Annotated in this window: 17 protein-coding genes, 10 tRNA genes, 3 rRNA genes, 1 riboswitch and 1 other annotated feature; of the genes, 26 read left to right on the top strand and 4 right to left on the bottom strand. The window is 44.1% G+C overall.

Features of this window, described 5'->3' with window-relative positions; genetic code table 11:
* Positions 1-185: 185 nt before the first annotated feature.
* From HZL42_RS05285 to HZL42_RS05210, 16 genes are all read left to right on the top strand, one after another.
* Positions 186-776 (top strand): peptidylprolyl isomerase, encoded by a 591-nt coding sequence (locus HZL42_RS05285; protein WP_219054610.1) that lies wholly within the window; start codon positions 186-188, stop codon positions 774-776.
* A 300-nt stretch (positions 777-1,076) separates the two neighbouring features.
* Positions 1,077-2,652 (top strand): 16S ribosomal RNA (locus HZL42_RS05280).
* Between the two features lie 220 nt (positions 2,653-2,872).
* Positions 2,873-5,787, top strand: a 23S ribosomal RNA gene (locus tag HZL42_RS05275).
* 71 nt (positions 5,788-5,858) lie between these two features.
* Positions 5,859-5,975: ribosomal RNA gene (gene rrf, locus HZL42_RS05270) — 5S ribosomal RNA — on the top strand.
* The 16S, 23S and 5S rRNA genes sit together here with 10 tRNA genes alongside, the layout of an rRNA operon.
* Positions 5,976-5,982: 7 nt before the next feature.
* Positions 5,983-6,055: transfer RNA gene (locus HZL42_RS05265), tRNA-Asn, on the top strand.
* A 4-nt stretch (positions 6,056-6,059) separates the two neighbouring features.
* Positions 6,060-6,150, top strand: a tRNA-Ser gene (locus HZL42_RS05260).
* 11 nt (positions 6,151-6,161) lie between these two features.
* A tRNA-Glu gene (locus HZL42_RS05255) sits at positions 6,162-6,233 on the top strand.
* 39 nt (positions 6,234-6,272) lie between these two features.
* A tRNA-Asp gene (locus HZL42_RS05250) sits at positions 6,273-6,346 on the top strand.
* A 46-nt stretch (positions 6,347-6,392) separates the two neighbouring features.
* Positions 6,393-6,465, top strand: a tRNA-Phe gene (locus HZL42_RS05245).
* A 5-nt stretch (positions 6,466-6,470) separates the two neighbouring features.
* Positions 6,471-6,553, top strand: a tRNA-Tyr gene (locus HZL42_RS05240).
* Between the two features lie 6 nt (positions 6,554-6,559).
* A tRNA-Trp gene (locus HZL42_RS05235) sits at positions 6,560-6,630 on the top strand.
* A 13-nt stretch (positions 6,631-6,643) separates the two neighbouring features.
* Positions 6,644-6,716, top strand: a tRNA-His gene (locus HZL42_RS05230).
* A 73-nt stretch (positions 6,717-6,789) separates the two neighbouring features.
* Positions 6,790-6,860 (top strand) — tRNA-Cys (locus tag HZL42_RS05225).
* A 12-nt stretch (positions 6,861-6,872) separates the two neighbouring features.
* Positions 6,873-6,957 (top strand) — tRNA-Leu (locus HZL42_RS05220).
* Between the two features lie 110 nt (positions 6,958-7,067).
* Positions 7,068-7,151: riboswitch (SMK box riboswitch) on the top strand.
* Entirely contained in the window at positions 7,152-8,345 is a 1,194-nt protein-coding gene (gene metK / locus HZL42_RS05215; protein WP_219054609.1) for a methionine adenosyltransferase, read from the top strand. It abuts the riboswitch before it with no gap.
* 59 nt (positions 8,346-8,404) lie between these two features.
* On the top strand, positions 8,405-9,880 hold the full coding sequence (locus HZL42_RS05210; protein WP_219054608.1) for an MDR family MFS transporter: 1,476 nt from the start codon (positions 8,405-8,407) through the stop codon (positions 9,878-9,880).
* Between the two features lie 3 nt (positions 9,881-9,883).
* On the opposite strand, the gene HZL42_RS05205 is transcribed toward HZL42_RS05210, so the two are convergent.
* Entirely contained in the window at positions 9,884-10,462 is a 579-nt protein-coding gene (locus HZL42_RS05205; protein WP_219054607.1) for a class I SAM-dependent methyltransferase, read from the bottom strand.
* Between the two features lie 79 nt (positions 10,463-10,541).
* Positions 10,542-10,758: a binding site (T-box leader), on the top strand.
* 52 nt (positions 10,759-10,810) lie between these two features.
* Between HZL42_RS05205 and leuS the strand changes: the two genes are divergently transcribed.
* Both leuS and HZL42_RS05195 read left to right on the top strand, forming a co-directional pair.
* A complete protein-coding gene (leuS, locus tag HZL42_RS05200) occupies positions 10,811-13,231 on the top strand; it encodes a leucine--tRNA ligase (protein WP_219054606.1) in 2,421 nt (806 codons plus the stop codon).
* A gap of 180 nt (positions 13,232-13,411) precedes the next feature.
* On the top strand, positions 13,412-15,088 hold the full coding sequence (locus HZL42_RS05195) for a polysaccharide biosynthesis protein (RefSeq protein ID WP_219054605.1): 1,677 nt from the start codon (positions 13,412-13,414) through the stop codon (positions 15,086-15,088).
* 56 nt (positions 15,089-15,144) lie between these two features.
* Here the strand turns inward: HZL42_RS05195 and HZL42_RS05190 are convergent, their stop codons facing one another.
* The gene (locus HZL42_RS05190; protein ID WP_219054604.1) at positions 15,145-15,972 is read right to left on the bottom strand and encodes an NAD(P)H-hydrate dehydratase; all 828 of its coding nucleotides are present in this window, start codon (positions 15,970-15,972) and stop codon (positions 15,145-15,147) included.
* Positions 15,973-16,087: 115 nt separating this feature from the next.
* Between HZL42_RS05190 and pepV the strand changes: the two genes are divergently transcribed.
* The gene (gene pepV, locus HZL42_RS05185; RefSeq protein WP_219054603.1) at positions 16,088-17,494 is read left to right on the top strand and encodes a dipeptidase PepV; all 1,407 of its coding nucleotides are present in this window, start codon (positions 16,088-16,090) and stop codon (positions 17,492-17,494) included.
* A gap of 49 nt (positions 17,495-17,543) precedes the next feature.
* Here the strand turns inward: pepV and HZL42_RS05180 are convergent, their stop codons facing one another.
* Together HZL42_RS05180 and mscL are read right to left on the bottom strand one after the other, a co-directional pair.
* Positions 17,544-18,158, bottom strand: a complete 615-nt coding sequence (locus HZL42_RS05180; RefSeq protein WP_219282865.1) for a deoxynucleoside kinase — start codon at positions 18,156-18,158, stop codon at positions 17,544-17,546.
* Positions 18,159-18,263: 105 nt separating this feature from the next.
* Positions 18,264-18,716 carry a large-conductance mechanosensitive channel protein MscL gene (gene mscL, locus HZL42_RS05175; protein ID WP_219054602.1) on the bottom strand — a complete coding sequence of 151 codons (453 nt, stop codon included), beginning with the start codon at positions 18,714-18,716 and terminating at the stop codon, positions 18,264-18,266.
* 109 nt (positions 18,717-18,825) lie between these two features.
* Here mscL and HZL42_RS05170 point away from each other — a divergent pair, with 109 nt between their 5' ends.
* The 7 genes from HZL42_RS05170 to purQ all read left to right on the top strand — a co-directional run bounded on the left by HZL42_RS05170 (position 18,826) and on the right by purQ (position 24,300).
* The gene (locus HZL42_RS05170; RefSeq protein WP_219054601.1) at positions 18,826-19,041 is read left to right on the top strand and encodes a hypothetical protein; all 216 of its coding nucleotides are present in this window, start codon (positions 18,826-18,828) and stop codon (positions 19,039-19,041) included.
* On the top strand, positions 19,038-20,894 hold the full coding sequence (locus tag HZL42_RS05165) for a protease pro-enzyme activation domain-containing protein (protein WP_219054600.1): 1,857 nt from the start codon (positions 19,038-19,040) through the stop codon (positions 20,892-20,894). Before HZL42_RS05170 ends, HZL42_RS05165 begins: the two co-directional genes overlap by 4 nt.
* A gap of 162 nt (positions 20,895-21,056) precedes the next feature.
* Positions 21,057-21,539 (top strand): 5-(carboxyamino)imidazole ribonucleotide mutase, encoded by a 483-nt coding sequence (purE, locus tag HZL42_RS05160; RefSeq protein ID WP_219054599.1) that lies wholly within the window; start codon positions 21,057-21,059, stop codon positions 21,537-21,539.
* Positions 21,523-22,644, top strand: coding sequence for a 5-(carboxyamino)imidazole ribonucleotide synthase (gene purK, locus HZL42_RS05155; protein WP_219054598.1), 1,122 nt, complete (start codon positions 21,523-21,525; stop codon positions 22,642-22,644). The genes purE and purK overlap by 17 nt, the downstream gene beginning before the upstream one ends.
* 13 nt (positions 22,645-22,657) lie before the next feature.
* Positions 22,658-23,365: a phosphoribosylaminoimidazolesuccinocarboxamide synthase gene (gene purC / locus HZL42_RS05150; RefSeq protein ID WP_219054597.1), complete on the top strand. Its 708-nt coding sequence runs from the start codon at positions 22,658-22,660 to the stop codon at positions 23,363-23,365.
* A 14-nt stretch (positions 23,366-23,379) separates the two neighbouring features.
* Positions 23,380-23,628: a phosphoribosylformylglycinamidine synthase subunit PurS gene (gene purS / locus HZL42_RS05145; RefSeq protein WP_219054596.1), complete on the top strand. Its 249-nt coding sequence runs from the start codon at positions 23,380-23,382 to the stop codon at positions 23,626-23,628.
* A gap of 6 nt (positions 23,629-23,634) precedes the next feature.
* Complete coding sequence (purQ, locus tag HZL42_RS05140) at positions 23,635-24,300, top strand: phosphoribosylformylglycinamidine synthase subunit PurQ (RefSeq protein ID WP_219054595.1); 666 nt, start codon at positions 23,635-23,637, stop codon at positions 24,298-24,300.
* Positions 24,301-24,302: the final 2 nt, after the last annotated feature.

Below are 24,302 nucleotides of genomic sequence, written 5' to 3'. Positions count from 1 at the left end.
GTCGCTCCTCATAAATTCATCTTAAAATTAACAAAGTATATTCTAGCAGAAATAGAATTAACTCCCGTTGTTTTTAATGTCAATTTATAAAAAAATAAAGGATAGGATTTGATTTTATTTATTAAACCATGGATAATGTTTATTGTTTGGCTGATCAATTTGCTTAAATCAATAGGAGGATTAGTATGACTGAATACCCACAATTACACACCGATAGTGAAAACGGACCATATGCAACGATTGAGACTAATCAGGGCGATATTAAGATTCAACTCTTTCCTAAAGAAGCTCCTAATACGGTTAAAAATTTTGTAGAGTTAGCCCGCGCTAATTACTATGATCATTGTAGTTTTCACCGGGTTATTAATGACTTTATGGTCCAAACTGGTGATCCGACTGGGACTGGAAATGGTGGCGAGAGTATTTGGCATCGTCCATTTGAAGATGAGTTTTCTGATCAGCTTTATAATATTCGGGGGGCTGTCTCGATGGCAAATGCTGGCCCTAATACTAATGGTAGTCAGTTCTTTATTGTTCAAAACAAAGAACCGAATGCCGAAATCATTAGTCAATTGCGAGATGCTAATTTTCCAGATGAGATTATTGAAGCCTACCAAAAGAATGGTGGGACTCCTTGGCTTGATTTTAGACATACTGTTTTTGGTCAGGTAGTTAGTGGGATGGACGTTGTTGATCGAATTGCGCAGACTGAAGTTGATGATGTTGACAAACCACTCAATGAAATTTTAATCAATCGAATTAAAATTTCTGAATAAAAGGGTTGACGTTGTTTATTAATCCTGGTAAAATATTTTTTGTTGTCGTCGCAGCGGATTTCAAATATTTATTTCTTTAAAAAAGTTATTGACATTCTCTGCTTGCTTATGATAATATTAAATAGTTAATTTCAAGCTTTGGCTTGTGATTAATTGGTAGATCTTTGAAAACTGAACAAAATTATGACAAAAATGTGTAAGGAACTTCATACTTGATATGAAGTACAAAAATCTTATGCGAAGTCAATTCGCTTAAAAGTAACAATATTTAAAGAAGAGCTAACGTTGAGCTTTTCATCTTAAGATGAGAGTTTGATCCTGGCTCAGGACGAACGTTGGCGGCGTGCCTAATACATGCAAGTCGAACGAACTTCCGTTAATGATAGTTGATGCTTGCATTAACTTGACTTAACATCGAAGTGAGTGGCGAACTGGTGAGTAACACGTAGGTAACTTGCCCTAAAGCGGGGGATAACATTTGGAAACAAGTGCTAATACCGCATAACAACAAAAACCGCATGGTTTTTGTTTGAAAGATGCGTTTGCATCACTTTAGGATGGACCTGCGGCGTATTAGCTTGTTGGTGGGGTAATGGCCTACCAAGGCAATGATACGTAGCCGACCTGAGAGGGTAATCGGCCACAATGGGACTGAGACACGGCCCATACTCCTACGGGAGGCAGCAGTAGGGAATCTTCCACAATGGACGAAAGTCTGATGGAGCAACGCCGCGTGAGTGAAGAAGGGTTTCGGCTCGTAAAACTCTGTTGTTAAAGAAGAACGGGTGTGATAGGAAATGATTACATCGTGACGGTATTTAACCAGAAAGTCACGGCTAACTACGTGCCAGCAGCCGCGGTAATACGTAGGTGGCAAACGTTGTCCGGATTTATTGGGCGTAAAGCGAGCGCAGGCGGTTTTTTAAGTCTGATGTGAAAGCCTTCGGCTTAACCGGAGAAGTGCATCGGAAACTGAGAAACTTGAGTGCAGAAGAGGACAGTGGAACTCCATGTGTAGCGGTGAAATGCGTAGATATATGGAAGAACACCAGTGGCGAAGGCGGCTGTCTGGTCTGTAACTGACGCTGAGGCTCGAAAGCATGGGTAGCAAACAGGATTAGATACCCTGGTAGTCCATGCCGTAAACGATGAATGCTAGGTGTTAGAGGGTTTCCGCCCTTTAGTGCCGCAGCTAACGCATTAAGCATTCCGCCTGGGGAGTACGACCGCAAGGTTGAAACTCAAAGGAATTGACGGGGACCCGCACAAGTGGTGGAGCATGTGGTTTAATTCGATGCTACGCGAAGAACCTTACCAGGCCTTGACATCTCCTGCAAAGCTAAGAGATTAGCCGTTCCCTTCGGGGACAGGATGACAGGTGGTGCATGGTTGTCGTCAGCTCGTGTCGTGAGATGTTGGGTTAAGTCCCGCAACGAGCGCAACCCCTATTATTAGTTGCCAGCATTCAGTTGGGCACTCTAGTGAGACTGCCGGTGACAAACCGGAGGAAGGTGGGGACGACGTCAAATCATCATGCCCCTTATGGCCTGGGCTACACACGTGCTACAATGGACGGTACAACGAGTCGCAAAACCGCGAGGTTAAGCTAATCTCTTAAAGCCGTTCTCAGTTCGGATTGCAGGCTGCAACTCGCCTGCATGAAGTTGGAATCACTAGTAATCGTGGATCAGCATGCCACGGTGAATACGTTCCCGGGTCTTGTACACACCGCCCGTCACACCATGAGAGTTAGTAATACCCAAAGTCGGTGTAGTAACCTCTTTTGAGGAGCAAACCGCCTAAGGTAGGACTGATGATTAGGGTGAAGTCGTAACAAGGTAGCCGTAGGAGAACCTGCGGCTGGATCACCTCCTTTCTAAGGAATAATTCGGAACCTTATGCAGTCATAGTTTTGTTTAGTTTTGAGAGGTCTACTCTCAAACTTGGTTCTTTGAAAACTAGATAATATTTTAATTTTTCCAAATTATTGAATTGTATTAAATACAATTTCAACCGAGAACACCGCGTTATTTTGAGTTTTTTATATTAGTTTATTCGTATTTACTCAATTAACCAAATACCACTTCGTGGTAATAGGTTAAGTTATTAAGGGCGCATGGTGGATGCCTTGGTACTAGGAGCCGATGAAGGACGGGACTAACGCCGATATGCTTCGGGGAGCTGTACGTAAGCTTTGATCCGGAGATTTCCGAATGGGGAAACCCAATAAACTTTATCGTTTATTATTCAATGACGAATTCATACTCATTGAAAGGCAGACGTGGGGAACTGAAACATCTAAGTACCCACAGGAAGAGAAAGAAAATTCGATTCCCTCAGTAGCGGCGAGCGAACGGGGAACAGCCCAAACCATTGAGTTTACTCAGTGGGGTTGTAGGACTGAACATTTGAGTTACCAAAGAATTAGATAGTCGAAAGATCTGGGAAGTTCTGCGACACAAGGTGATAGCCCTGTAGACGAAATCTAATTCCCTCAGTTCAGGATCCTGAGTACGGCAATACACGTGAAACATTGCCGGAATCCGGGAGGACCATCTCCCAAGGCTAAATACTCCCTAGTGACCGATAGTGAACCAGTACCGTGAGGGAAAGGTGAAAAGCACCCCGGAAGGGGAGTGAAATAGTTCCTGAAACCATGTGCCTACAAGCAGTTAGAGCCCGTTAATGGGTGATAGCGTGCCTCTTGCAGAATGAACCGGCGAGTTATGATAACATGCAAGGTTAAGATGAGAAGTCGGAGCCGTAGCGAAAGCGAGTCTGAATAGGGCGTTTGAGTATGTTGTGATAGACCCGAAACCAGGTGATCTACCCATGTCCAGGCTGAAAGTGTGGTAAAACACACCGGAGGGCCGAACCCGTGTACGTTGAAAAGTGCTGGGATGAGGTGTGGGTAGCGGTGAAATTCCAAACGAACTTGGAGATAGCTGGTTCTCTCCGAAATAGCTTTAGGGTTAGCCTTGGAGTCGAGAATCATGGAGGTAGAGCACTGTTTGGGTGAGGGGCCCGTCTTGGGTTACTAAATTCAGATAAACTCCGAATGCCATTGATTTATATCCAGGAGTCAGACGATGAGTGATAAGATCCACCGTCGAAAGGGGAACAGCCCAGACCACCAATTAAGGTCCCTAAATATATGCTGAGTGGAAAAGGATGTGGAGTTGCATAGACAACTAGGATGTTGGCTCAGAAGCAGCCACCATTTAAAGAGTGCGTAATAGCTCACTAGTCGAGTGATCCTGCGCCGAAAATTTACCGGGGCTAAGCATATTACCGAGATTGTGGACGTAACTTTGTTACGTGATAGGAGAGCGTTCTAAGGGCGATGAAGTCAGACCGTAAGGACTGGTGGAGCGCTTAGAAGTGAGAATGCCGGTATGAGTAGCGAAAGATCAGTGAGAATCTGATCCACCGAATGACTAAGGTTTCCTGGGGAAGGCTCGTCCTCCCAGGGTTAGTCGGGACCTAAGCCGAGGCCGAGAGGCGTAGGCGATGGATAACAGGTTGAGATTCCTGTACTAGTTAACTATGTTTGAACGATGGAAGGACGTAGGAGGCTAAACGTAGCATCCTGTTGGATATGGATGTTCAAGCACTAAGTCAGGTATTGAGTCAAATGCTTAATACCGGGTTGACAAGGTGTGATGAGGACCGAAATTTAGTAGGGAAGTCGTTGATGTCACACTACCGAGAAAAGTTTCTAGTTAGTAGTTAACTACCCGTACCGCAAACCGACACAGGTAGTCGAGGAGAGAATCCTAAGGTGAGCGAGTGAACTCTCGTTAAGGAACTCGGCAAAATGACCCCGTAACTTCGGGAGAAGGGGTGCTGCACTATGTGCAGCCGCAGTGAAAAAGCTCAGGCGACTGTTTATCAAAAACACAGGTTTCTGCAAAATCGTAAGATGAAGTATAGGGGCTGACGCCTGCCCGGTGCTGGAAGGTTAAGTGGATGAGTTAGCTTCGGCGAAGCCCAGAAACGAAGCCCCAGTAAACGGCGGCCGTAACTATAACGGTCCTAAGGTAGCGAAATTCCTTGTCGGGTAAGTTCCGACCCGCACGAAAGGCGTAACGATCTGAGCACTGTCTCAACGAGAGACTCGGTGAAATTGAGATACCTGTGAAGAAGCAGGTTACCCGCGACAGGACGGAAAGACCCCATGGAGCTTTACTGTAACTTGATATTGGGTGTTTGTATAGCTTGTACAGGATAGGTAGGAGCCATAGAAGTCGGAACGCTAGTTTCGATGGAGGCAATGGTGGGATACTACCCTCGCTGTATGAACACTCTAACCCGCACCACTGATCGTGGTGGGAGACAGTGTCTGGTTGGCAGTTTGACTGGGGCGGTCGCCTCCTAAACAGTAACGGAGGCGCCCAAAGGTTCCCTCAGAATGGTTGGAAATCATTCGACGAGTGTAAAGGCAGAAGGGAGCTTGACTGCGAGACATACAGGTCGAGCAGGGACGAAAGTCGGGCTTAGTGATCCGGTGGTACCGTATGGAAGGGCCATCGCTCAACGGATAAAAGCTACCCTGGGGATAACAGGCTTATCTCCCCCAAGAGTTCACATCGACGGGGAGGTTTGGCACCTCGATGTCGGCTCATCGCATCCTGGGGCTGTAGTTGGTCCCAAGGGTTGGGCTGTTCGCCCATTAAAGCGGTACGCGAGCTGGGTTCAGAACGTCGTGAGACAGTTCGGTCCCTATCCGTCGCGGGCGTAGGAAATTTGAGAGGAGCTGCTCTTAGTACGAGAGGACCGGAGTGGACATACCGCTGGTGTACCAGTTGTGCCGCCAGGCGCATCGCTGGGTAGCTATGTATGGATGAGATAAACGCTGAAAGCATCTAAGTGTGAAACCCACCTCGAGATGAGATTTCCCATTCCTTTATGGAAGTAAGACCCCTGAAAGATGATCAGGTAGATAGGCTGGAAGTGGAAGTGCAGTGATGCATGGAGCGGACCAGTACTAATTGGTCGAGGACTTAACCAAGTAAGGTAGTTCTCACGGAAGAATAAAATATTATCTAGTTTTGAGAGAACGAAGTTCTCGCAGTTAAATAGTGTGGTGATGATGGCCAAAAGGATACACCTGTTCCCATGTCGAACACAGTAGTTAAGCTTTTGAACGCCGAAAGTAGTTGGGGGATCGCCCCCTGCAAGGATAGGACGTTGCCACGCAAATTATTCCGGCATAGCTCAGTTGGTAGAGCACCTGACTGTTAATCAGGTTGTCGACGGTTCGAGCCCGCCTGCCGGAGTTTTGGAGAGTTGTCCGAGAGGCCGAAGGAGCATCATTGGAAATGATGTAAACGGGTTAAAGCCTGTTTCGAGGGTTCGAATCCCTCACTCTCCATATTATTTTATGACCCGTTGGTCAAGTGGTTAAGACACTGCCCTTTCACGGCAGTAACATGGGTTCGAATCCCGTACGGGTCATTAGTAATAAAATTACTAATGATGTAAATTGCAAAAAATGGTCCGTTGGTCCAGTTGGTTATGACGCCGCCCTGTCACGGCGGAGATCACGAGTTCGAGTCTCGTACGGACCGTTTTTGATAAATTCAAAAAATTTAATATTCACCCTAGCAATTTTTTGGCTCGGTAGCTCAGTTGGTAGAGCAACGGATTGAAGCTCCGTGTGTCGGCAGTTCGATTCTGTCCCGCGCCATTTACGGAGGGGTAGCGAAGTCTGGCTAAACGCGGCGGACTGTAAATCCGCTCCTTCGGGTTCGGTGGTTCGAATCCACTCCCCTCCATAATTTAGGGATATAGTTCAAAGGCAGAATACCGGTCTCCAAAACCGTTGATGTGGGTTCGATTCCTACTATCCCTGTTGTAATGCTATGGCGGTATTGGTGAAGTGGTTAACACATCGGTTTGTGGATCCGACACGCGTGGGTTCGATTCCCACATACCGCCCTTTAAATCAGACCAATGCGTTTGATTAGTTGGCTTATCCCATGTTAATAAGTTTTATTAGTTGATTTGAAATGGCGGTATAGCCAAGTGGTAAGGCAGAGGTCTGCAAAACCTTTATCACCGGTTCAAATCCGGTTACCGCCTTTTTTATTTTTTGCCGGAGTGGCGGAATTGGCAGACGCGCTGGACTCAAAATCCAGTGACCGTTTAGGTCGTGTGGGTTCGAACCCCACCTCCGGTATCGATAAAAGGACATCGTTTTAATGATGTCCTTTTTTTGCGCATTAAAATTGCCTTGCACTATTTACGGGTGCCGAATCTTTTAATTAGACTATTTTTGTGATACTCTATTATAGTTATGAGTCTATTCCCGATAGGATTCACGTTGTGTGAAGCTGCCTTGTAACCAAAATATTTAGGGGGAATTATTTTATTATGAGAGAAAAACATTTATTTACTTCAGAATCAGTTTCTGAAGGCCATCCAGATAAGATTGCTGATCAGATTAGTGATGCAATTTTGGATGCATTATTAGCCAAGGATCCTAATGCCCGGGTCGCATGTGAAACGTCAGTTACGACTGGGTTAGTCCTTGTCTTTGGGGAAATTTCAACTACCGCATACGTTAATATCCAAAAGGTAGTTAGGGATACAATTAGAAGGATTGGATACACTAATAGTGCGTTAGGGTTTGATGCTGATACTTGTGCGGTGATGGTTGCAATTGATGAACAATCATCAGATATTGCACAGGGGGTTGATGATGCCCTTGAAAGTCGTGAAGGCTCAGACGACGATATCTTAAACAAAATTGGTGCTGGTGACCAGGGAATTATGTTTGGTTATGCCATTGATGAAACTCCTGAGTTAATGCCACTCCCAATTTCACTTAGTCATAAATTAATGCGTAAAATTGCTGAACTTAGAAAAGATGGCACGATTCCATTTCTAAGACCAGATGCTAAGGCTGAAGTTACGGTTGAATATGATGATGATAATAAGCCATTCAGAGTGGATACGGTTGTTATTAGTACCCAACACAGTCCGGAAGCTAGCTTAGATCAAATCAGAGAAGACGTCATTAACCAAGTCATCAAACAGGTAATTCCTAGTGAACTACTTGATGACAAGACTAAGTACTTCATTAACCCAACTGGCCGGTTTGTAATTGGTGGTCCACAGGGAGACGCCGGTTTAACTGGAAGAAAAATTATCGTTGATACTTATGGAGGTGCTGCCCATCATGGTGGAGGGGCATTCTCAGGTAAGGATGCGACTAAGGTTGACCGTTCAGCAAGTTATGCTGCGCGCTACATTGCCAAAAACATCGTTGCTGCTGGATTAGCACGTAAGTTAGAGATTCAATTGGCATATGCAATTGGAGTTGCTGAGCCAGTATCCATTTCAATTGATACTTATGATACTAGTGATGTTTCGGAAGAAGATTTAACTGCGGCAGTGCGCAAGATTTTTGATTTAAGACCTGCTGGAATCATTAAAATGCTTGATTTACAGCGCCCAATCTACGAACCAACTGCTGCTTATGGTCACTTTGGTCGGACTGATGTGGACCTTCCATGGGAACACACCGATAAAGTTGCTGAATTAAAAGCATTATTCAATAAATAGTAATATAAAGACCACCTATTAATTAGGTTGGTTTTTTATTATTCAAGATGGGTGAAGATATGAACAACGTGAAAAAAAGTGAGACAAATACTTTAATCGTAACAATTGCATTATTTGTCGGAACGTTTTTGAGTGCAATTGAGGGAACAATCGTTGCAACTGCAATGCCGACGATTGTTGGAGAACTGCATGGAGTTTCTTTGATGAACTGGGTCTTCTCAATCTATCTACTAACTAGTTCGGTTGCCACTCCGATTTATGGGAAACTATCCGATCAAATTGGTCGCAAGCGGGTTTTAATTGCTGGATTAGTGGTATTTATCATTGGATCGCTATTGTCTGGATTAGCTAATAGCATGCAAACGTTAATTATCTGGCGGGCGATTCAAGGAATTGGCGCAGGGGTGATTCTACCGGTTTCATACGCTGTAATTGCTGACATTTATCCGTTTGCAAAACGTTCTAAAATTATTGGCTTGAACGGTGCTGGTTGGGGGATTTCGGCGGTAATTGCCCCACTTTTGGGTGGATTCATTGTTGATACGTTTAACTGGCGCTGGATTTTTATGCTAAACATTCCACTGGGCATTATTATCATCATTTTAATCACCGCCTATTTGCAAGATGACCCTGTTGAACGAAAACGGGTTGCTAGTATTGACTACCTGGGGACCGCTTATCTGGCGATAATCTTACTATCCATCATGTTAATGATTCAATTAATTGGTGATCGCAACGTTAATTTAGGTCGATTATCATCGCTGTTCGTGGTGTTATTCGTTAGTTTTATCTTGTTCATTAGAAGGGAGCATTCCTGTGTAGAACCGATTATTCCAATGGGAATGTTCAGACACCGTTCCTTTGTTGCCCAAAACATCGTGACCTTTTTTATTAGCGGGTTTGTGATGTGTATTGAAGTTTACGTTCCTAACTGGATTCAAGGTTTAATGGGTCTGCGGGCATCACTAGCGGGCCTGGCAATCACGCCCAGTTCGATTCTTTGGATTGTTGGAGCAGTGATCTCGGGGTGGTTAATTACCCGTTTGCATTCTAGAGACGTTACTACAATTGGAATTATTTTGGTGTTGATTGGTTCAATCAGCCTGGTCTTAGCTCCCCAAACAATGTCGTTTAACCTCTTCATTCTGGTTACCTCGGTTTGCGGATTGGGATTTGGGGTTGCGACTACAAACCCAACGGTTGTAATTCAAAATAAGGTTTCTGATGAAAACGTTGGGGCTGCGACTTCGTTTAACGTATTGTGTCGGACCATAGGGCAAACGTTGTTCATTACAATTTTTGGAATCTTTATGAGTACTTCGCTGCGGGTTGGAACCCTCCAGGTTTCTGGGACCTCCGTTAAAATGATTAATAAGTTAATGGATCCTGACACAGCGGCAACTTTGCCGGCAAAGTTAGTTCCAAATTTAAAAACGATTCTTTATAATTCACTTCACGATGTTTTCATAGTGGGAGTGGTGATTGTTACCCTCGCGCTAATTATTAACATCGTTTCACGTAAAAAAGGTGCCTGATGATTACATATCATCGCACCTTTTTTGAATTGCAATTAAAATGGGGGGCTCGTTTACTTGATTTACGAACTGGTATTTTAACACTGTGAATTGCCTTTGGTTTAGATGTTCAACAAAATTAAGGACGGCGTTTTTTTCCTGGCGACCGCCTGGATGTCCATAATAGAGAACTACGGTAACAATCCCATTTTGACTTAGCCTAGTTAAGCAGGCCTTGAGTGCCGGAATGGTGGTAGTTGCGGTCGTAATTTGGGCATGATTTCCGCCGGGAAGGTAGCCTAAGTTAAAGGTAGCGGCTTGAATTTTTTGGTCAACGGGAAGGAGTTGATCAATTCGTTCGTGGCCGTAATTATATAGTTGTACTGGTTTTAAAAGCCCTGCGTTTGTCAACTTGGTAGTCGTGTTGTCGATGGCTATTTTTTGAATGTCAAAGCCGTAAACATGACCTGATTCACCAACTAATTGCGCTAAAAATTCGGTATCATGACCATTGCCGACGGTAGCGTCAATGACTACATCACCAGGTTGAACCACTGTTTTTAGCAGGGTGTGACTATACGATAAAGCGGGTTTTATTTTCATTATCTTAGCTTCCTTTTCCAAAAAAATACTAGTGTACTTGCTTTTACGGGTTAACTTTGCTATTATAACATTAAATTAAATAATAAAAATTAGACGAACTATTAGCTGCTTTAATTTTTTCAGAGACTAAATGGGTAGTGTGAATTTAGATAATTAACCAGTGAACTCATCGTTATTCTTTTTAATTGAAATCGATTATTAATTAGTAGATTAAAACGTTTTCCGCGTTAAGGACTAAAGTGCTTTGCTTTTGAAGTAAAGAATTTAGGTGGTACCGCGGAATAATCGTCCTATAGAATTTTTTTCTATGGGACTTTTTTGTTATTTAGATAAAGGGAGGAAATTTAAATGCCTTACGATCACACAGATATTGAAAAGAAGTGGCAACGTTATTGGGATAAACACAATACATTTGCGACTGGTAATGATAAAGATAAAGAAAAATACTATGTTTTAGATATGTTCCCTTATCCATCAGGGAAGGGCCTCCACGTTGGCCATCCAGAAGGATACACAGCGACTGATATCATGGCGCGGTTCCAGCGAATGAATGGGAAGAACGTTTTACATCCAATGGGCTGGGATGCGTTCGGACTACCAGCTGAACAATACGCTTTGAAGACTGGTCATCATCCTGGTAAGTTTACCGAAGAAAATATCGCAACGTTCAAAAAACAAATTAAGTCGCTTGGTTTTTCATACGACTGGGACCGTGAAGTTAACACCACTGATCCTAAGTACTACAAGTGGACCCAGTGGATTTTCGAACAACTCTACAAGAAGGGCCTCGCCTACGAAGATAAAATTGAAGTTAACTGGGCTCCTGATTTAATGGGTGGGACCGTGGTTGCTAACGAAGAAGTAATTAACGGAAAGACTGAACGGGGCGGGTTCCCGGTTTACCGGGTTCCAATGCGCCAATGGGTATTAAAAATCACCGCCTATGCCGATCGGCTAATTGATGACCTCGATGACTTAGACTGGCCTGAAAGCATTAAAGAACAACAACGCAATTGGATTGGTCGTTCTGTAGGGGCGAGTGTTGACTTTAAGGTGAAGGGGCACGAAGGGAAGTCAGTCGAAGTATTTACGACCCGCCCAGATACGTTATTTGGAGCTACTTACATGGTGTTAGCACCAGAACACGAATTAGTAGATCAAATTACCACCCCCGAACAAAAGGATGCTGTTGAAGCATACCGGAAGGAAGTGGCCACTAAGTCCGACCTCGAAAGAACCGACTTGAACAAGAATAAGAGTGGGGTCTTTACGGGGGCTTACGGAATTGATCCAATTAATGGTGTGGAAGTTCCAATTTGGATTGGTGATTACGTTCTTTCATCATACGGAACTGGTGCCATCATGGCGGTTCCTGCTCACGATGATCGGGATTACGAATTTGCTAAGAAGTTTGATTTACCAATTAAGCCCGTCATCGAAGGTGGCAATACCACCAAGGAAGCTTACACTGGTGATGGTAAGCACATCAACTCCGGCTTCTTAGATGGCATGGACAAACAAACGGCCATCAAAGCTGCCATCGACTGGTTAACTGAACACAAGGCCGGCCATAAGAAGGTTAACTACCGGCTTCGTGATTGGATCTTCTCCCGGCAAAGATACTGGGGTGAACCAATTCCAGTGATCCACTGGGAAGATGGCGAAACCACTCTGGTTCCAGAAGATGAATTGCCACTTAAGTTACCAAATGTTGATGACTTGAAGCCATCTGGAACTGGCGAAAGTCCATTAGCTAACGTTTCTGACTGGGTCAACGTCGTTGATAAAAACGGTCGGAAGGGGAAGCGTGAGACCAACACAATGCCACAGTGGGCCGGAAGTTCATGGTACTATATTCGCTATATCGATCCGCATAATGACAAGCAAATTGCGGACCCTGAAAAGTTGAAATACTGGCTCCCAGTTGACCTCTACGTTGGGGGAGCAGAACATGCCGTATTGCACTTACTCTATGCACGGTTCTGGCACAAGGTATTGTACGACCTCGGGGTAGTGCCTACAAAGGAACCATTCCAAAAGCTAGTTAACCAGGGAATGATTTTGGGAACTAACCACGAAAAGATGTCTAAGTCTAAGGGGAACGTTATTAATCCAGATGACATCGTCAATGAATACGGTGCTGATACGCTTCGACTATACGAAATGTTTATGGGGCCATTGACTGAAGCGAAGCCATGGAGTACTGAAGGAATTCAAGGTTCGTACCGTTGGCTTAAGCGGGTTTGGCGCTTATTCATGGATGATAACAACCACCTTCGGGACCGGGTTACCACGATTGATGACGGAAAGCTTGATAAAATTTATAACCAAACCGTAAAAATCGTTACCAACGATATCAAACGGATGCGCTTTAACGTTGCCATCTCCCAAATGATGGTCTTCGTTAACGAAGCCTACAAGGCTGACAGTTTACCATTCAAGTATGTGGAAGGCTTCATTAAGTTACTTTCCCCAATCGCTCCTCACATTGCGGAAGAACTATGGAGCAAGTGTGGTCACGATGAATCCATCGCATACGAACCATGGCCAACTTATGATGAAAGTAAGTTAGCAGAATCAACGGTACAAATCGTGGTTCAGGTCAATGGAAAAGTCCGGGCGCACATTAAAGCCGCTAAGGATGCTGACAAGGATACGGTTGAAAAACAAGCATTAGCCGATGAAAAAGTGAAGGAGTTTACCGATGGTAAAACGATTCGCAAGGTAATCGTAGTGCCAGGTAAAATCGTTAACATCGTTGCCAATTAATTTACATTTAAAAGGGTGTCGCATGGTGATTATGAATAATCAACCACCGTTGCGGCGCTTTTTTTAGTTAAGCTTTTGCTATGAATTGATGAATATGTATTGATATCAATTAATATTTTGATTAAAATTAATAGGTTATGTAATTTTATCCAAGAAATCGGGAAGAAAGTAGGCGTTTAAATGCAAGAGAGTCGACGCGAAGCTGAAGTCGAGCTAGCTGCTGATGGAAAAGAATCCAGAGATACGATGTTAAAGGGGTCTGCCTGGATGACAGGGGGGAGTATCCTCTCCCGAATTTTAGGAGCGGTTTACATCATTCCGTGGCGAATTTGGTTTGCAGGATTCTTCTTCCAAGCGAATGCACTATATGTTCAGGGATATAATGTTTATTCCATCCTATTAATTGCCGCAATTGCCGGAATTCCATCGGCCGTTGCTAAACAAGTAGCCCATTATAATACCTTGAACGAGTACGGCGTGGGCTTTAAGCTGTATAAACGGGGGCTGTTGTTGTCAATCAGCACTGGAATCTTAGTCGCTTTGATCCTCTACTTTTCAGCTCCGTTCCTGGATAACGGAGATGGCAATGTAATCCCGGTAATGCGGGCGCTTTCCTGGGCCATTTTAATTATCCCCACAATGAGTTTGACCCGCGGGTTCTTCCAGGGGTATCAGGACATGGCACCATCTGCCATCTCCCAGTTTGTAGAGCAGTTAGTGCGAGTAGCCTATATGCTAATTACCGCGCTATTGATTATGCATCTAAAGGTAATCAAGGGGGATTGGATTACCGCGGTTTCACAGTCCACGTTCGCAGCGTTCATGGGGTCCGCAGCAGGCTTATTAGTCCTTGGCTACTATTACTTTAAACGCCGTAATTACTATCGGGACCTGGTTGCCAAGAGTGATAATCGCCTTCAAGTTAACACCATGCAACTATACAAGGAAATTATTCAACAGGCGGTGCCGTTTATTATTTTAGGGGCTGGCATCCTAATCTTCCAATTAATTGACCAGTTTACGTTCTTCGACCTAATGCGGGTCTTCCGAGGCTATCCAGAAGTGGTTTTGCAACAACTATTTGCAATCTACGCCGGAAACGCTAACAAACTGGTAATGATTACCATCTCCCTTGCCTCCGCATTAGCCATTACGGTGGTGCCACTACTATCCAAGGCATACACGAATAACGATAAAGAAGGCATTCGTCGTGAAATCATTAGTGGGTTGATTCTATTTGAATTCATCATGATTCCATCAGCCTTGGGAATGGCTGCAATTGCGGGGCCATTGAACCGGCTCTTTAATGGGACCGGTTACGGCCACCTATCAGCAAACGTGTTGTCATTTTACTCGGTCGTTTCTATCGTTTTGGGGCTGTTCACGGTTATTTCTGCCATGATGCAGGGGATTTATCAAAATAAACTAGCTGTTAAGTACTTTATTATTGGGACGATTGTTAAGATTATTTTACAGGTGCCGGCGGTTGCGCTATTTGGAACCTTTGGACCGTTGGTATCCACTGCAATTGGGTTTGTGGTTACGAACTTTTTAATTCTCCATTCCTTGACGCGCCAATTTCACATTAGTTATCGACTGGTGGTTAAACGAACCAATCAAATTCTACTCTTTTCGATTTTAACGTACGCGACCGCCTTAGGATCCGTCTTCTTATTTAACTGGATTTTGGGGCACTTCATGGACATTAGTGCCACGGTCCCTAGCGGAATTGTGACGTTCATTGCCATGTTTGTCGGCGGATTCGTCTATCTGTATTCAGTGCTTAAGACCCGCCTTGCCGATCAAATTGTTGGCAGCCGAATCAGCCGTTTGAGAACAGTGCTGCACATTAAATAAATTGTTACCATAATAAAAACCGAACCATTAGGTATGCAACCTAGGGTTCGGTTTTTTTAAGCTTCGTTTTGTTTCATGAACTGCGGAATGTGGTGAATAATTTGATGTGGTAAGACCACGTATTGATTTTGGGCTAGTTGGTCTGCAATCGCGCTGTGGGCGTAAACGGCAGCAACAACGGCGTGGTCTTTGTTTTTAAACTGAGCCACGAAACCGCCCACCATTCCAGCAAGCGTGTCACCCATCCCGCCGGTAGCTTGGGCTGGCGTACCGACCGTATTTTCGTAAACCTCATTTGCAGTGTAAACCTGGGTTCGATGTGATTTTAAGACGACCGTTGCGTTCAACCGGTCTCTGACGGCTTGGTTCTTAACAACGTCCTTTTGAGCAGCTAAATCAATTCCAGAAAGGCGCTGCCATTCCACTTGGTGGGGCGTAAAGATAATGTTTGCGGCTGGTAATTTTAAATGGTGGGTTGCCACCATGGTGATTGCGGAACCGTCAATCACCAGGAATTGGTTTGGCGTTACGTTGGCAAAGACATCCTTTAAGATGGCAAGCGCATCGGCATCGGTGCCTAATCCACACCCAATCACCACCACGTCTGCACCAGCGATGCTGTTCTTTAGCACGGCCTGGTCGTGGTAGTCGGCCACCATTGCCTCTGGGAGTTGGGCATGAATACTATTCCGGTTGACGGGGTCGGTAAGCGTGGTTACTAACCCGGCTCCAGAATAGACGGCGGCCATCGTGGCCATGATAATTGCACCACCAAAACTGGCGTTGCCCCCGACTAGGGTAATATGTCCATAAGTCCCCTTAAAACTATCGTCAGGCCTGATTCGAATCGTTTCTCTTACAATCGCTTGGTCAATTTTTTTCATCGTTTCCACCTCTTCATTTCATTATATCATTCTAAAAACGCATCTTTAAACATGTTAACTTTTTTAAGTTATGCTAAAATGAAAATAGTTACATAAATTAAGGAGGGTGCTTTTTATGACTGTTGATTGGAAACAAAAAGCAAAAGCATATCAAGAAGATTATTTGAAAGACTTACGGGCGTTAGTCTCGATTGATAGCGAACGTGATGACGCGCACGCTACCGATGAATTCCCACTCGGCCCCGGGCCAGCGGCTGCTTTAGCCAAGTATTTGGAAATTGGGAAGCGGGATGGTTTCAAGACTAAGAACTACGATAACCTTGCTGGATACATTGAATACGGTGATGGTGATCAAACCCTAGGGGTAATTGTCCATGCCGATGTAATGCCCGCTGGTGAAGGTTGGAATACCGACCCGTTTGAGCTCACGATTAAGGATAACGTTGCTTATGGTCGGGGCACTTCTGATGACAAGGGACCTGGACTAGCTGCATACTACGGGTTAAGAATGCTCAAGGATGCTGGCATCAAACCCAAGTTCAAGATTCGTTTCTTAATTGGAACCGATGAAGAAAGCAACTGGACGGGAATTAAGCACTATCTTGATTTAGAACCAGCTCCTGATTTTGGCTTTTCACCAGATGCTGAATTTCCGGTCATCAACGGTGAAAAGGGGAATACCACCTTTGTTACCACCTTTACGGGGGAACAAAACGGTGAAGAAGATACTGAATTCACGCTCCGCAGCTTCAAGGCGGGGTTACGTGATAACATGGTTCCACGGGATGCCTTTGCAGTCTTAGAATCAGATGACAACGAACGGGTGTCCGATGATTTTACCAAGTTCTTGGATACCTATCCCGTTAGTGGGGACTCTCAAGTGACCGATGGGGGCCTTCAAATTCACGTAATTGGAAAGTCCGCCCATGGAATGGAACCAGACGATGGAATCAATGCGGGAACCTACTTAGCATTGTTTTTAAGCCAATATCGCTTTACTGGTGACGCTAAGCATTTCATCTCATTTATCGTTGACAAGTTACACGATGATTCTAGAGGCCACCACCTCGGAATTAACCTAACTGACGATGTAATGGGCGATTTAACCATGAATATTGGAATTATGCGCTATGATATCAAGGATGGTGGTTTAGTAAACACTAACTTTAGATATCCGAAGGGCATGGGTCCTGCCGACATCATGAAGGGCCTTACCGCTGGTGCAACCGGTGGGCAGGTCAGCCAAGAAGACGACATGGGTCCCCACTACGTAGACGCTAGTGACCCGGTTGTTCAAAAGTTAATCGCTGTTTACAAGGACTTAAGCGGTGAAACCGAAGCGAAGCCCCACGTTGTTGGTGGAGGTTCATTTGCCCGTTTAATGGAACGTGGCGTGGCGTTCGGGGCACTATTCCCATGGACGAAGAATACCATGCACCAAGCGAACGAATTTCAACCAATTGACGACTTAATGCTCGCAATGGCAATTTACGGAAAGGCGTTAGCAACCCTAAACGAATAATCAATTGAAAACGAAACCCCCGTTGGCATTCAGCCAAGCGGGGGTTTTACTATACGTTGTATTTGTTAACGGCTTCATCAATTTGTGCTAAAACAATTGGCAAGTTTTGATGGGCTGATAAGTCGTATTTTTGTAAGTCTAACTTAATCTTAGGACTATCATCGTAATCAGCGAACCACTGCTGATAGGCTTGCCACAGCCGGTAATAGTAGTCCTTTAATGCGGGATCGTTATCAAACTGTTCATAATCACGGCCCCGCTTTTTAATTCGCTTTAAAATGGTTTCGAAGTCTGCGTACACGTAAACCATTAGGTCGGGATGGGAGCGGGGAATTGAGTTTAAGTCACTGCGCATGTTGTTAAATAGTTCCGTGTAGATAGCCAGTTCGGTATCCGAGATGTTCCCATCGATGTTATTTTGCCTAGTGAATAGGTTATCTTCATAAATGGAGCGGTCCAACACGTTGTGATTACTCTTTAGCGCTCGCTTGATCATCTTGAAGCGTTTGTTTAAGAAGAAAATCTGGAGTAAAAAGCCGTAGCGTTTCGGATCACTGTAGTAGAGTGGTAAAACGGGATTATCCCCCACCGGTTCGTAGTAGGGGCGGCTGTTAAAATGCTTAGCAATTTTGCCAGTGAGGGTCGTTTTACCAACGCCAATCATTCCTGATGTAATTATCACGGGATAAACTTCCTTTATTTATATTTAAGGGGATAAAACAGATGGCACTTAACCAAATAATTAGTTAAATGCCATTGGAATTGGAGCTTATTTTTTAGTGCTTTGACTTGCGGATGATGGGTCAGCTGCTTCAGCAGTTGCTGATTCTGCATTTGAATTAGCAGGAGCATCCGGAGTGGTTTGCCCATCTTGAATCAATCCCTTAATATCAGTAAGTAATTGATCAGTGGTACTAATTTTAGAACTAGTGTCACGATTAGTAACCCGATTAACGAACTTAACGATCAAGAAGACCACAAAGGCGATAATCAAGAAGTTAATTACGGAATTAAGGAATTCACCCAATTTAAATTGGGCACTCCCCACCTTAAATACAATTCCGGATAAATCGATTTTACCCAAGAAAATCCCAATTAATGGGTTGATCAAATTAGTAGTAAGGGATTTAACGATTGCTGTAAAAGCAGAACCAATAATTACACCGACTGCTAAATCAATGACATTCCCACGGGAAATAAAAGCTTTAAAATCTTTAAGCATAGTGACTCTCCTTTGTTTAGTAAGGATATTTAATATATAATGTACTTATATTTTACACTTTAACGGATGCTTTGCCAATCTTATAATAAAAATTAGAAATGGTGGTTGTGTGAGTAAAAAAGACTATATTTGGCTAACCGGGTTTATTTTGGCAGTGGTAATCACCACCTTTGTAATCACGATGAACCTAAATATCAGTGAAACGCAAATAATTACGGTTTGGATTATCGTCTGTGTGGCCTTACAAATTACACTGACGTCGGTAATTATTTTTAAAACAAAACAAAAAATCAAGCGTCAACAAGCTGAAGAGCGGAAGGAATGATCAACATTAAAAAGGAGCGTTCAAAAATATTCAAATCAATCGTTAAGGTTGGGGTTGGTATCACGATTGCCGCTACCATGGTGACGGTGACTACGGACCAGATTGTAAACGCCGCCAGTACTAAAAAAACCGTCACGGCGGTTAAGGCAACTAAGGCTCAAACCGTTAACTTAATTCTAAAACCACGAGCCACTAGTCAATTGAGTAACTACATCGAACAGACCGTAACTCCCGGAAATGCTAATTACCGTAAGTACCTGACTCCCAAGCAATTTGCGGCTAAGTATGGGCAAACAAATGGGACTGTCAGCACGATTTCTAAGTACTTCAAGAAGTATAAAATTAAAACCAGTGCTTATTCCGGAAACGTGGTTTTAAAGTTGACTGGGCAAACCAAGAACATTGAAAAGGCGTTTAACGTTAAGTTAAATAACGTTAAGGTGACTGGTGATAGTTACCAAAAAGCAAACCGCACCCCCAAACTGCCACAGCGCATTAATTCAAAGGTTCTGGGCATTTTTGGCCTGAACAATAATACCTATACTAATCCTGGTAAATCGCTTTCAGCAAGGCTCTCCAAAGAACAAAGCGACATTAATACTTATCAAGGGGCTCCTCAGAAGTTCATGGATACTTATAATGCGGGGGCCTTATATAAGGATAACCACGTTGGAACTGGTCAGACAATCGGCATTATTTCGTTTGCAAAGTTTAAACCTAGTGATGCCACTAAGTTCTGGAAGTCAGAAGGGATTCCAGCAAAGGCGAACCGCATTAAGACCTATCAGATTGGTAGCAGTTCTTATAGTGGAGAAGACGAGACCGCAATGGACGTTGAACAAGCTGGCGCAGTTGCACCAAAGGCTAACATCAACGTATACGTAAGTAATCCATCCGCATCTGGAATGATCAACTCCCTTTCGACGGCGGTTGCCCAAAATAAGGTCAGCACCCTTTCAATTAGTTGGGGGCAAAGTGAAAACCAAGTTAAGAATCAAATTAAAAAGGGCATGTTACCTGCTAACTATAATCAAATTGTTAACCTCTTGTTCCAGCAAGCCGCTGCTCAGGGAATTAGTATCTTTGCTTCTACCGGTGATAACGGAGCCTACGATGGGATGGGGGAAAATCGCTACCCCCAATTAACCGTGGACACGCCTGCTAATTCACCATACGTTACTGCGGTGGGGGGCACGACCCTTCCTAGAAACTACACGATCAACGGAAAGAGTTACTCCGTTACTACTGAACGGGCCTGGAGTAGTGATTTCTTATATCCGAAGTTTGATAACCAGCCTTCACTAAGTCCCTCCAAAAACCCAGTTGGCTGGGTCAATAGTTACTTTGCCGGCAGCGGTGGGGGCTTTAGTACCTTGAATGCTGTCCCTAGCTATCAGGCTGGCTTTAGTGGGGTCGGGACCTTTCGGGCTAGCAAGATCTGGGAATATGGTGGCGGCTATTTAAACCGGCTCAACAATGCTCAAACCGTTACTGGAACTGCTACCGGGCGCAACCTTCCGGATGTATCTGCGAATGCAGATCCCAACACGGGGTATAGTTCATATCACAATGGAAAGTGGTACGTAACTGGTGGGACCAGTGTGGTTGCCCCCCAAATTGCGGGGATGGCCGCGGTAATTAATAGTGCGCAGGGCAAACGAATGGGCTTTTGGAACCCGCAGATTTATAGGTTTGCAAAGGCGAGCGATTCGCCATTTACCCCCTTAAATAGCGCTACTAATAATAATAATCTCTATTATACTGGCCAACCAGGAAAGCTTTATAACCAAGCAACTGGGTTGGGAACGATTAACTTTGGAAAATTGAATACTGCTTTTAGTGATCAAAAATAAAGAATCACGCCTTTGATGGTGTGATTCTTTATTTTTTTACATTTATTTTACAATAAGCCGAACTTTAAAAGAATGTTTAATTATTATCGTTCGTGTTTTTGTTGACGAAATTAAGCTTAGTTGTTATTATAAAGATACCAAATTAGTAAAGGAGACTTTTCGATGGAAGTTGCACTCGTAATGGGATCAATCTCAGATTGGCCAGTAGTAAAGCAAACTGCTGAAATGCTTGATAGACTAGGGGTTAGCTATGATAAGCATGTTATTTCAGCCCACCGGATGCCAGAACAATTACAGGAGTTTGGTTCCAAGTCAAAAAGCGAACATTACCAGTTGATTATTGCTGCTGCTGGTGGGGCAGCCCACTTACCAGGAATGATGGCTGCTAATACCACGCTGCCAGTGATTGGGATTCCAGTTCAAACAAAGGCCTTGAACGGGGTTGATTCACTATTGTCAATGGTCCAGATGCCTTCGGGCGTGCCAGTCGCAACGGTTGCAATTGGGAATGCCGGAGCTAAGAACGCTGCTATTTTGGCAGCACAAATTATTGCATTACAAAATCCGGATGTAAATCAAAAGTTAGTTCAATTTAGAACCGAACAAACTGAGGAGGCTATCAAGAGTAATGACCAACTCGATTAAGACGATCTTACCACCAGCAACAATTGGGATTTTAGGTGGTGGGCAATTAGGCCAGATGATGGTCCTATCCGCTAAGGCAATGGGTTATAAGGTTGGTATTTTAGACCCGACTAAGGGAGCGCCTGCCGCTCAAGTTGCTGATTTTCAAGTCGTTGCTGATTACGATGATCAAGCAGCGCTCGAAGAGTTAGCTCGCAAGTCCGACGTATTGACTTACGAATTTGAGAACGTTGACCAAAAGGCCCTGGCAAAGGTCACCGGCCTAGTCGACGTTCCCCAGGCCATTGATGAATTAACAATTACGAGTCATCGGCTCCACGAAAAGAACTTCTTAAAGTCAAATCAAATCCCCGTAACTGATTTTGCTGCAGTAAACACCGCTGCAGACTTAAAGCAGGCGGTAGCAGAAATCGGTTTTCCGGGCATTCTTAAAACCTGTGAGGGTGGTTATGACGGCCATGATCAAATTGACATTAATGACGAATCAGACGTTGCCAAAGCCGCTGGTCAATTGAACGATCGGGAATGGATTTTTGAAAAGAAACAACCATTTGTGATGGAAGTCTCGATCATGGTGACTAGAGATGTTAATGGTAAGAACATTCCGTTTCCGTTGAGCGAAAACATTCATAAACACCACATTTTACACACTAGCATCGTTCCCGCCCGCGTTGACGATGCCGTTCACAACCAAGCGAGTGAAATTGCCACTAAGATTGCTGATCGTTTAGGGTTAGTCGGGGTATTAGGAATTGAATTCTTCCTAATGGCAGACGGCCAGTTACTGGTAAATGAACTAGCACCGCGGCCCCATAATTCAGGCCACTATTCAATCGAAGCATGTAATATTTCACAGTTTGAAGCCCACATCAGAAGTATTTGCGGCCTCGCAATTCCAACGATTGAACAGGACCATAAGGCAGTCATGGTTAACCTGCTCGGCGATGATTTGACCACGGCCCGTCAAGCCCTCCCCAATACGCCAGAGTGGCACTTCCATGACTATGGCAAGGCTGAAATTAGACCCGGCCGGAAGATGGGCCACATCACCGTGATTGGTGATTCATTCGAAACGTTATTAAAACAAGTTGATCAATTTAAATAAGGAGTTCATTCAAATGGCATTAGTTGCTTCAGGGAAAACCAAAGAATTGTACACGACAGATGATCCAAACGTATTACGGGTTCACTACACTAACCACACCACTGCTGGTGACGGTGAACGAAACGAATTAATTGAAGACAAGGGGTCCGTTAACAACCAAATTTCCAGTTTGATTTTTGGCTACTTAAACCAACAGGGCGTTGCGACCCATTTTGTTAAGCAATTAGACGCTACCGACCAATTGAATAAGCGTGTCCACATGATTCCGCTAGAAGTTGTAATTAGAAACCGTGCTTCTGGTCACTTCCAAAAGCGGTTTGGCACTAAGTACCTCCAAGAATTAAAGAAGCCGGTGGTTGAATACTTCTTTAAGAGTGACGAATTACACGACCCCCTCGTTAACGATTCCGATGCAGAAGCTTTGGATATCGCAACTGAAGACCAACTAGTGACCATGCGAACGACCGCTTTAAAGGTTAACCAATTAATGCAACAACTATTCCAGTCAATGAACATTATCCTAGTGGACTTTAAGGTTGAATTCGGGATTACCGATGACGGTCAGATCATCTTAGCCGATGAAATTTCACCAGATTCCTGCCGGCTATTAGATGCTGACACTAAGCAATCGCTAGACAAGGATGTCTTCAGAAAACAAACCGGTGATATGATGACTGGTTACCGCGCAATTCTCTCAAAACTACAAGCAGCTTTAAAATAGGAAGGACCTCAAATATGTATTTAGCTAAGATTTACGTTACCCACAAACCATCAATTCTAGATCCCCAAGGGGAAGCGGTTAAAAACGCTTTGCACCGGTTGAACTACACTTCAATTGATTCGATTTCACAAGGCAAGTTCTTCGAAGTCAAGCTTAATGCTGATAGTAAGGATGCAGCGGTTAAGACGGTTGAATCAATTTGTAAGGACCTATTAGTTAACCAAAACATGGAAACCTACCGTTATGAAGTAGAGGAAGGATAGATACCAATGAAATTCGCTGTAATTAGTTTTCCTGGTTCCAACTGTGATTGGGATATGTATTACGCAATTAACGACGCCCTCGGTGAAGAGGCTGACATGGTTAGTTCTGAATCAACTGACTTGGATCAATACGACGGCGTATTGATTCCTGGGGGGTTCTCCTATGGTGACTACTTAAGAAGCGGGGCGATTGCTCGTTTTGCGCCAGTCATGAAGGCGGTTAAAAAGCTTGCTGATGCTGGGAAGCCCGTCTTAGGAGTTTGTAACGGCTTTCAAATCTTAGTCGAAGCGGGACTATTACCCGGTTCACTTCAAAACAACACTAGTATGGAATTCATTTCAGATTGGGCGCCCCTAAAGGTGGTTAATAATCGTACCATGTTTACCAACGGGTATTCCAAGGACCAAGTCATTAAGGTGCCAATCGCCCACGGTGAAGGAAACTACTACTGTGACGATGCTACCCTTCAAGAACTGAAGGATAATGATCAAATCGTCTTTACCTACGAAGAAAACCCTAACGGGAGTTGCGATAACATCGCCGGCATCACGAACCGAGCTGGAAACGTCTTAGGAATGATGCCCCATCCAGAACGGGCGGTCGAATCCATCCTGGGTGGGACCGACGGATTAACACTATTCAAATCAATCTTAAATCAAGTTAGGAGCTAATA

Origin of the sequence: Lactobacillus sp. Sy-1 (assembly GCF_019303535.1) — a bacterium.
Classification (GTDB): Bacteria; Bacillota; Bacilli; order Lactobacillales; family Lactobacillaceae; genus Nicoliella.
The sequence above is the reverse complement of the archived record's forward strand: the minus strand, read 5'-3'. Positions and strand labels throughout refer to the sequence as shown.

Bases quoted from the DNA above. Each gene is read 5' to 3' on its own strand.
- purK (WP_219054598.1), top strand. From the start codon at position 21,523: ATGACCAACTCGATTAAGACGATCTTACCACCAGCAACAATTGGGATT.
- HZL42_RS05165 (WP_219054600.1), top strand. From the start codon at position 19,038: ATGATCAACATTAAAAAGGAGCGTTCAAAAATATTCAAATCAATCGTT.
- HZL42_RS05205 (WP_219054607.1), bottom strand. From the start codon at position 10,462: ATGAAAATAAAACCCGCTTTATCGTATAGTCACACCCTGCTAAAAACA.
- HZL42_RS05180 (WP_219282865.1), bottom strand. From the start codon at position 18,158: ATGATTGGCGTTGGTAAAACGACCCTCACTGGCAAAATTGCTAAGCAT.
- purE (WP_219054599.1), top strand. From the start codon at position 21,057: ATGGAAGTTGCACTCGTAATGGGATCAATCTCAGATTGGCCAGTAGTA.
- metK (WP_219054609.1), top strand. From the start codon at position 7,152: ATGAGAGAAAAACATTTATTTACTTCAGAATCAGTTTCTGAAGGCCAT.
- HZL42_RS05210 (WP_219054608.1), top strand. From the start codon at position 8,405: ATGAACAACGTGAAAAAAAGTGAGACAAATACTTTAATCGTAACAATT.
- purC (WP_219054597.1), top strand. From the start codon at position 22,658: ATGGCATTAGTTGCTTCAGGGAAAACCAAAGAATTGTACACGACAGAT.
- HZL42_RS05195 (WP_219054605.1), top strand. From the start codon at position 13,412: ATGCAAGAGAGTCGACGCGAAGCTGAAGTCGAGCTAGCTGCTGATGGA.
- HZL42_RS05190 (WP_219054604.1), bottom strand. From the start codon at position 15,972: ATGAAAAAAATTGACCAAGCGATTGTAAGAGAAACGATTCGAATCAGG.
- purQ (WP_219054595.1), top strand. From the start codon at position 23,635: ATGAAATTCGCTGTAATTAGTTTTCCTGGTTCCAACTGTGATTGGGAT.
- mscL (WP_219054602.1), bottom strand. From the start codon at position 18,716: ATGCTTAAAGATTTTAAAGCTTTTATTTCCCGTGGGAATGTCATTGAT.
- purS (WP_219054596.1), top strand. From the start codon at position 23,380: ATGTATTTAGCTAAGATTTACGTTACCCACAAACCATCAATTCTAGAT.
- leuS (WP_219054606.1), top strand. From the start codon at position 10,811: ATGCCTTACGATCACACAGATATTGAAAAGAAGTGGCAACGTTATTGG.
- HZL42_RS05285 (WP_219054610.1), top strand. From the start codon at position 186: ATGACTGAATACCCACAATTACACACCGATAGTGAAAACGGACCATAT.
- pepV (WP_219054603.1), top strand. From the start codon at position 16,088: ATGACTGTTGATTGGAAACAAAAAGCAAAAGCATATCAAGAAGATTAT.